Here is a 9,043-nt window from a genome sequence, read left to right on the forward strand (position 1 = left end):
CCATGCGCATCGACCTGGACACCGCGTTCCTCGAGGACGGCATCCGCTCGACGAACTTCTTCAACGGCCGGCTGCTGTCCGCCGAGGACCTGAGTCAGGAGCAGACCGCCCACGAGGCGGCCCTGGGACGACACGTGCGAGCCATGGGCGAAGGTGTCGCCCACGGGCTCACGGTGTCCATCGCTCCGGGAAGCACCGTGTCCTCGCCGCTCGTCACGGTGACGGCGGGCCTGGCGCTCAGCCGCGCGGGCCACGCGCTGGAGCTGCTCCAGCCGGTGGAAGTATCCCTGGTGCGAGGCCCCTCCAACAGCGGCAGTGGCGCGACGGCCACCGCCACGGGCGGCTTCGAGACCTGCGCGCCGGGCAGCAGCGACTACGTGTCCGGCACGGGCGTGTACCTGCTGGTCCTCTCGCCCGCGTCCGGCCGCGAGGGGCGCGCGCCCGTCAGCGGCCTGGGCGGAAATCCCTCCTCCGGCTGCGAGGCGAAGCGGCGGGTGGAGGGCGTGCGCTTCCGGCTGCTGGACTTGAAGCTGACGGCGGCCCAGCTCTCGGACGAAGCGCGGCTGCGCAACCGGGTGGCGCACCTGTGCCTGGGCACGTCGGACGCGGCGAGCCGCGCGTGGATGGTGAATCCCTTCGGGCCCGCGAACCCACCCTATGGCCTCATCGACAAACTGCGGCCCACGGCGCTGACACCGTGTGACGTGCCGCTGGCGGTGGTGCACTGGAAGGCGGGCGTGGGCCTGCGCTGGGTGGATGCCTGGGCCGCGCGACGCCGGCCCGCGCGAGTGGCCACGCCGGAGCGCTGGGGCCTGGGGCTCGAGGACCGCCGAGCCACGGAGGGCGAGGCGAGCTTCCTCCAGTTCCAGGAGCACCTGGACACGCTGCGCACCGGGACGCCGGAGACGGTGCGCGCGCTGGACCACTTCGTGGCACTGCCCGCGGTGGGCCTGTTGCCGCTGGAGGGCATGACGGGCGCGCGGGGCTTCACGTACACGAAGTTCTTCGACGGGCTCACGTATCCCCCCGAGGCGCCGGTCCACGTGGAGGGCTCGCGGCTGCAAGCCCTCTTGAGGATGTCGCTGGCGTATCCGCCCGTGGACCTGGTCCGCAAGGAGCCCTTCCTGTGGCTCTACCTGGTCCACGAGAACCAGCTCGCGCAGAGCGACGCGAGCACACCCCGGCCCCAGCCCTATCTCGTCTTCGCCAGTGGATACCTGCCCTACCTGGGTGACGCGCGGTCCGACGCCGCGCACTGGCACTTCGGCAACTACGCGCTGCCCCGCTGACCTTCCCACCTTCCATCTCTCGCAGGCCGCGAGGAGACCCCGATGGCCGACCCACTCAACCTCGTCAAGCCCGGCGACCTCATCAGCGCCGAGCTCATCAACGCAATCATCCAGCTGCTCAACGCGCTGGCCACCACGTCGGGTGGGCCCAACGTGGTGCCCAATCTGTTCAGCCGAACGCTGCTCGACGTGAAGGCCCTGCTGGCGCAGTCCGGCGGCAACCTCCAGCTCGCCCTGTCGATGGATGCCTCGGGCCTGGTGGTGAACCTCAATGACCCGAAGAACAACGCGCGGCCGGTCATCGGGCAGATTCCCACGCCGGGCACCCGGGTGCCGGACGGCACGGGCATCCACCTCCTCATCGCAACCATCGCCGGCTCCACGCCCACGCCTCCGGCGAAGCCCACCGTCAGCGGCTTCTCTCCGCTGACGCCGAACATCGGCACGGAGGTGCAGATCATCGGCGAGAACTTCGACGCGGTGCGCGCCAACAACACGGTGACGTTCGACGGGACCGTGGCCGCGCCGCCCTCGAACGCGAGCACGCGCTACTCGCTGTTCGTCGTCGTGCCCTCCGTCGCCAACCCGCCCGCCGCCGGCCAGCAGAAGACGGTGACGGTGGTGGTGACCAACCCCGCGGGCGCGACCTCCGCGCAGCTCATCATCCTGGGCCCCACGGGCACGCCCCTGCCCGCAATCACCCCCTTCAGCATCGCCAATGCACCGCTGGGTGGCGAGCTGATCATCAACGGCCAGAACTTCGGCTCCACACTGACCAACATCCGCGTGTTCTTCGATGACCAGCCCCGCGATGGCACGTCGGGCACGCCCATTGGCGTTCAGCCCCTGGGCACGTCCACGCTGCCTGGCCGGCTCGTCGTCACCATCCCCACGTCCCTGACCGGCATCAACCTCTCCGGGGACAGCAAGATCATCAACATCAAGGTGCGCGTGGGGACGGCCATGTCTCCCACGCAGGCACTCGAAATCTACAAGCCCTGAGGTCCACACATGCCAAGACATTCCAAGAGGCTTTCCTGGCTCGCGCTCCCCTTCCTGCTGGGGGCGACGGGCTCCCTGGCGGCGACGCACGAGTTCGCCATCTCCGCGCCCGCGACGACCATTCCCATCACCCGCGTGAAGGTGATGCTCGAGTCCACCACGCCGATTCAGAACGGCGCGACGCTGAACTTCGAGACGCCCCTGGGCAACACCGACGTGACGGTGGGCGGCGGGCCCGTCAATCTGGCCAACGGCGACAACGTGTTCATCGTCGGAGCCGGCACCAACGCCATCATCATCGACTACAAGCGCCGGGACGTCCTGGCAGCCGTGGACAACCTCTGCGGCATCAAGCTCCCCCAGGATGGCTCCGGGACGATTCGCTTCACGCCGGACGCCGCGAACTTCAACAACCTCACGGGCTATCGCACCACGACCTTCGCCGCGCCATCGGTGGACCAGTGCACCTGCTCCTCGCGACGGGTGAAGGGCCTGACGAATTGGACGGTGCCGCCTCCGGGGGTGAATCGGGGCCGCATTCCCATGGACGTGGCGCTGGTGCTGGACCGCTCCGGCAGCATGATCTCCGCGACGCCCGGTGACCCGGCGAACATCCAGAAGTGGCTCGCGCTCCAGAGCGCCGCCGAGCAGTTCATCCACTTCTGGGAGGTCGAGGGGTTGGATCCGCTGAGCGAGACGGGCGGCACGGGGCTGGGCAGGGACCGGCTGGCGCTCGTCTACTTCGAGAGCGACTCCGAGCCGACCAAGTTCAACGGCAAGCTGTTCGTCGAGCGCGCTCCGGCGCTCATGGATGGCGGCCACCCGTGGGAACAGGCCGTCAGCCATGTGAACGCGAACATCACCGCGGGCACCACGGCGATGGGCGGCGGCATCCGGGATGCGCTCGCCGCGTGGCAGGCGGACAAGGTCAACGACCTGACGCTCGTGGTGATGACGGACGGCATGCAGAACGTCAATCCGATGGTGAAGGACGGCACGGGCCCGGACATCGGCTTCAAGGTGCTGGAAGTCACCCCCGGAACGACGGAGCGCCTTACCAATCACTGCGTCCCCATCTTGACGGTCGCAGTGGCAAGCGGCGCCGTCCCGTACGCGGACCTGATGAACGCCATCTCCCTGCAGACGGCGGGGCAGAACCACCTGACGACGAGCAGCGGCACCACGACGGCCTTCGCGCAGCAACTGGTGACGGCGCTCAAGGGCAACACGCTCGCCACGCTGCTCCAGAGCTCCACCACCCTGCCCTCGGGCACCAACACCGCGACCCGGTCCGTCGACGTGGACGGCACGGTGCAGAGCCTCTACGTCAACCTGGGCTGGTTCACCACGAGCCCGCGCGGGCAACCCGTGACGCTCAAGGTGACCGCGCCGGACGGCAGCAACCCGAAGCCCGTGGCGGTGAAGACGGGCCGCAGCCACATCCTGAACCGCTACGACTTCCCCAAGGCGGGTCCGGTCGGCAAATGGCAGCTCACGGTGAACCGCATCCCCGGGACGGCGAGCCCCGCCATTCCGTACCAGCTCGCCGCCTATGTGCAGGAGAAGAGCCTCGACTTCCAGCTCTCGCTCGACAAGCTGCGCCACTCCGCCGGCCAGCCGCTCAACGTCGTCGCGCAGGTGACGTTCGACGGCAAGCCGCTGGAGAACCTCGACAACGGCGAGCTGACCGTCCTGGTGGAGACCCCGAACGGGGCGCTGGGCACGCTGATGCACGAGACGCGCGGCGAGGGACGCGGCGAGCAGAGTCCGGACCCGGTGTCGCCGTACCAGGGCAAGCTGGACACGCTGATGAAGGACCCCGAGTTCCTGAAGAAGATGGGGACCACCGTCGGCAAGGATGAGCTGGTGCTGAAGGAGACCGCGCCCGGCATCTACAAGCTGGAGTTCAAGGACACGCAGACGCCTGGCACGTACCGCTTCCATTTCCAGCTCTTGATGAAGGGCCCCAGCGGAGAGCCGCTGCGGCGCACGGAGATTCTCGAGACACAGGTGGACGTGCTGCCGTTTGGCCCGAAGACCGACGTCCAGGTGACGAAGGTCGACACGGGCAGCTACGTGCTGGTGCTGACGCCGCGTGACGCGCTTGGGAACTACGTGGGCCCGGGCTTCGAGGACCGCGTCGTCGTGCAGATCAACGGCAAGGGCCGGCAGGCCCCGGCCACCACGCCCAAGCTCGACGGCACCTACGAGGTCCGCCTGAGTGAGATTGACGACGGCACTGAAATCATCGTGCTGGTGAACGGGACGCCCGTGGCCAAGGGGCCGGTGACGAAGCTGGAGCCGGTGGAGCCGCGGCCTCCGGACAACGGCACCGGGCGTGATGGCGGAACGGGTGGAGGGGATGGCGGCTCGGGTCCTCCCGTGCCTCCTCCCGGGGAGGGCTGCCCGTGCAAGCACACGCGTCCGAGTGGCTCCACCGGCGTCCTGGGGCTCGTGGCCCTGGGGTTCCTGGCGAGCCGCCGCCGCAAGCACCACGACGGGGATTGACGTCTGGCTTCAGGGAGCCCCTGGCCACACAGGGGGCTCCTGCACGGCCGGAGGCACACGCGCATCAAGGGTTTGAAGCGGACGCAGGTGTCGAATCCAAGAGGACGTCGCGACGATGCATGAGCAGGCGGCACGAGGCAGGACGGTCATCCAACGGCTGCGGCTGCGCGGGGCGGAGCTGGAGCCGCTCTCGGCGCGGCTGCGGCTGGAGGCCGTGCTGGCGGGCGCCGACCTGCTTCCACCGGGGCTTCCGCCCTCCGCCACCGTGTGCATTCGCCGATTGATGGACCCGAAGCCCGGGGTGCTCCCCTTGAATCAGCAGGCCCTGCGCCCGCCCGCTGCGTGGAACGAGGCGCTGTCCTCGGTGCTGAGAGAGCAGGTGGCTCGTGCGGCGAGGCCCGCGCATGGCGTCGTACCACCTGGAGCGGAGGCCGTGCTGTTCGCGGACCCCTCCGAGCTGCTGGCGTGTCTGGCGAGCGATGTAAGCCGGGGCCTCGCGAGCGCCCACTGGTGGTGGCGGGGATTGTTTTCCAACGCGGACCTGTCCCGCACCGTCGTCGCGGAATGGCTGCGCGCGCCCGAGTACGTCCCGAGCGCCCTGGAGTTCCTCACCCGGCGACGCGAGGTCCGTGCCGTGGTGTCGTTGTTCACGCCGCCGGAGGCCCGGGCCCTGCTCACTCGCGTGCTCCAGGTCCACGGGCTTTCCGCCGCCGCCCTCGACGCACCTTCGCGAGATGTGAGCGGTGAGCGGCCCACGGTCCCCGCGAGTCCCTCGAGCACGATGAAATCGGAGGGAACGGTGCTCGCGACAAACGCCCCATGGGAGTCGTGGGCACCTGAAGCGCGGACATTGAAGGACTCACGCGAGCACGGTGCGCTGCTCGGAGTCGCGCTCACGCTGCGTCGCGTTCCCGTGGAGGCACGTCGTTTGGAGTTCCTCCCCGCCGTGGGCATCTGGCGAGACGCTCACGAGGCGCTCGCGGTCCCCTCTCCCTTCGCACCCCGCGAGGCTCGGCACGAGGCCCCGCCCGAACCTGTCGTGGCCGGCGCTCTCCCAAAGCCACACTCCGGAGCAGCTCCCGACGACACCGAATTCGCGCCCCCTGTCGACGACCTCCTGAAGAGGCCCGGTCTGGAGACCACTCCTTCCGAGGACAGGACGACAAAGCACTCCGCATCGCGAAGCGAGGGAACGACGGCGTCCGAGGGTGTCCTGGAGCGTCAGGGCACCCACGGCGTATCGAAGGCCATCGAGTCTCCGTCGAGCGATGAGCGCCCGCTGCCTCGCCACGCTTCGCCAGCCTCCACAACTGAAGACCTTTCACGGTCCCCCGTGCACACCACGACACCACCGACGCCACTCCGAGAGCTCGAGCCACCCTCCGGACGCGCGTGGGGACTGCCCTTTTCCACCCGACTCGGCGGCCTCTTCTACCTGGTCAACCTGGGCCTGTTCCTGGAGCTGTACGGCGACTTCTCGATGCCGGCCCATCCGAACCTTCCACTGTCGCTCTGGGACTTCGTCACGCTCGTGGGCCGGCGCCTGTGCGTGGACCTACGTCCCTCGGACCCGGTGTGGAAGGTGCTGGCCCTGCTCGCTGGGCGAAAGCCCGGAGCCCTTCCCGGCCAGGACTTCGCGCCTCCCGATGCGTGGCGAATCCCTCCCGCCTGGCTGCGCACGTTCCGCGCGGCGCGCGACTCCCACTGGACCTGGAGCGTTCGCGAAAGACGGCTGCGAGTAATGCATCCCGCGGGTTTCCTCGTGCTGGACGTTCCCTATGATGAACAGGACGCGGACGTTCTCGTGAACAGCGAGCTTTCGCCCTACTTCGTCGGCTCGGCATTCACGCTCTCCCGAGGTGACGAGACAGGTCGGCTCGACACCGAGCCCCTGGAGCGCTGGCTCGGATGGCTGGTGCCGTTCTGTCGAGCCCGACTGTGCCGCGCGCTGGGCGTGTCGTCAGAAGATGCGTCAGCCCTGGACGCGACACTGCTCGCACATGACGCGCGACTTCACGTGACGGAGGGGCATGTGGACGTGGTGCTGTTCCTGTCGCAGCTCCCGCTGGCGGTGCGCATCGCGGGCCTGGACCGCGACATCGGGTGGCTGCCCTCCGAGGGGCGACACCTCACCTTCCACTTCGAGTGAGCCCGAGGCGCGCCATGTCCATCTCACAGCCTCCTCCCATCGAGTCCCAAGCACACGAGCACTTCAAGCTCTACTTCTTCGCCGCCGCGTCACGCGTACTGGCCCAGGGTGCAAGCCTGTGCGGTGGCGAGGACTCCCTCCTCGCGCGTTTCCCCTTCCTGGAAGCCTACCGGGCGGAGCTCACCGAGCTGGGCATCGACCCACATGAAGTGTCGACCGGAGCAGGCCCGTGGGCCGAGGCGATCTCCGCATGGGAAGAGGACGTCACCGAACACCTCCCCCTGCGCGCGCTGCGCCGGGCCGCGCTGTTGGATCATGACACGCTGACGCTCCTGCTCGCGGTGGGCATGGTGGAAGAAGATGCCCGCTTCGGCGCACTGTTCGCGTCACTCCAGGGCACGCCCACGCTCCACCGTCCCACGCTCGGCCTGCTGAACGCGGGCTGGCGCGGCGATGAGGACCGGGGAGAGACGCGCGCGCGGTTGCGCCGCTTGATGGAGCTGGGGCTCGTGGAGGTGACGGACCGCGAGGCCCCTCGCTCCGAGTGGGCGCTCCATGTCCCTGGCGCGGTCTGGGATGCGCTGCGAGGAGAGGCGCCCGACAAGCCCACGTCGTGGATGAAACACCACCCCTTGGAGCGGCTGGAACAGGACGAGCCGCTCATCATTCCAGAGTCACTCCGCGAGGCCCTGGAACGACTGCCCACGCTGCTCGGCTCCGATGAGGTGCGCGCGCTGGTGCTGCGGGGACCTCGTCACAATGGGCGGCGCACGCTGCTTCGCACCGTGGCCCGCTCGCTCGGACGCGGCGTGCTCGAGGTGGAAGGACTCCAGAAAGGCGAGGACCCGCGCTGGCGCGTCGTGGGCCCGCTGGCGACGCTGCTGCACGCGATGCCCGTGGCGGTGACGGACCCTCCTCCAGGCGAGGCCGCTGAGATTCCCGCGTTGGAGGGACTCGACGGACCGCTGGGCGTCGTGCTCGGCCGACTGGGCGGTGTCACGGGAGACGGTGTCGACCGCGCACTCACGCTGGACGTGGCGATGCCGGGCCCCGACGAACGCATGCTGCACTGGGAGCGAGGACTCGCCGGTCGCGCCTGTCCCGCCCTGGAGACGTTGAGCACGGGCTTCCGCCTCACCCGGGGACACCTCCGACGCGCGGCCCGCCTGGCCCAGGCGCACGCGGCACTCGCGGACCGAATGCATGTGGAACCCTCGGACGTGCGCGAGGCCACGCGTGCGCTCAATCGACAGGCCCTGGACACCCTCGCCGTGCGCGTGACGACGCCAGGGGATTGGAGCCAGCTCTCCGTCGCGAGCGAGACGTTGCGCGAGCTTCGCCTCCTGGAGACGCGCTGTCGCAACCGCGAGCGCATGGGCGCGGCGGTGGGAAGCGCACTGGCTCGACAGCTCACCGCGGGTGTGCGCGCCCTCTTCCAGGGCCCCAGTGGCACGGGCAAGACGCTGGCCGCGCGGCTCGTATCGGCGGCGCTCGGGCTGGACGTGTACCGGGTGGAGCTGTCCTCGGTGGTGAACAAGTACATCGGCGAGACGGAGAAGAACCTCGCGCGCATCTTCGCGCTCGCCGAGGAGCTGGACGTGGTGCTGCTCTTCGACGAGGGCGACGCGCTCTTCGCGCGGCGCACGGGCGTGGGCTCCTCCACGGACCGCTACGCCAACCTGGAGACGAACTACCTCCTCCAGCGCATCGAGTCCTACGAAGGCATCCTCATCATCACCACCAACGCAGCCGACGCCATCGACACCGCGTTCCAGCGGCGGATGGACGTGGTGGTGGACTTCCGCTCCCCGGACGCCTCCGAGCGATGGACGCTCTGGCAGCTCCACCTTCCTCCCGCGCACGCGGTGGACAGCCAGCTGCTTCGCGAGGTGGCCGCGCGCTGCCAGCTCAGCGGCGGACAGATTCGCAACGCGGTGCTGCACGCCTCATTGCTCGCGCTGGAGGAGCAGGCGCCGCTCGGCTCCGCGCACCTGGAGGCGGGCGTGACTCGCGAGTACCGCAAGGCCGGAGACGTCTGCCCGCTGCGTCGGTCCACCACGCAGTCCCTGCGAGGCTGAGAGAGACCACCCATGCC

General features: G+C 69.2%; 5 protein-coding genes. All 5 read left to right on the forward strand.

Features of this window, described 5'->3' with window-relative positions:
• The first annotated feature begins 2 nt into the window (after positions 1-2).
• The 5 genes from HR086_RS03825 (at position 3) to HR086_RS03845 (ending at position 9,026) form a co-directional block, all read left to right on the forward strand.
• Positions 3-1,289 (forward strand): hypothetical protein, encoded by a 1,287-nt coding sequence (locus tag HR086_RS03825; RefSeq protein ID WP_141643586.1) that lies wholly within the window; start codon positions 3-5, stop codon positions 1,287-1,289.
• A 42-nt stretch (positions 1,290-1,331) separates the two neighbouring features.
• Entirely contained in the window at positions 1,332-2,291 is a 960-nt protein-coding gene (locus tag HR086_RS03830; RefSeq protein ID WP_174464907.1) for an IPT/TIG domain-containing protein, read from the forward strand.
• Positions 2,292-2,300: 9 nt separating this feature from the next.
• Positions 2,301-4,799, forward strand: a complete 2,499-nt coding sequence (locus HR086_RS03835) for a hypothetical protein (protein WP_174464908.1) — start codon at positions 2,301-2,303, stop codon at positions 4,797-4,799.
• A 115-nt stretch (positions 4,800-4,914) separates the two neighbouring features.
• The gene (locus HR086_RS03840; RefSeq protein ID WP_174464909.1) at positions 4,915-6,948 is read left to right on the forward strand and encodes a hypothetical protein; all 2,034 of its coding nucleotides are present in this window, start codon (positions 4,915-4,917) and stop codon (positions 6,946-6,948) included.
• Positions 6,949-6,962: 14 nt separating this feature from the next.
• On the forward strand, positions 6,963-9,026 hold the full coding sequence (locus HR086_RS03845) for an ATP-binding protein (protein ID WP_174463571.1): 2,064 nt from the start codon (positions 6,963-6,965) through the stop codon (positions 9,024-9,026).
• Positions 9,027-9,043: the final 17 nt, after the last annotated feature.

Origin of the sequence: Myxococcus sp. CA039A (assembly GCF_013336645.1) — a bacterium.
Taxonomy (GTDB): domain Bacteria; phylum Myxococcota; class Myxococcia; order Myxococcales; family Myxococcaceae; genus Myxococcus; species Myxococcus llanfairpwllgwyngyllgogerychwyrndrobwllllantysiliogogogochensis.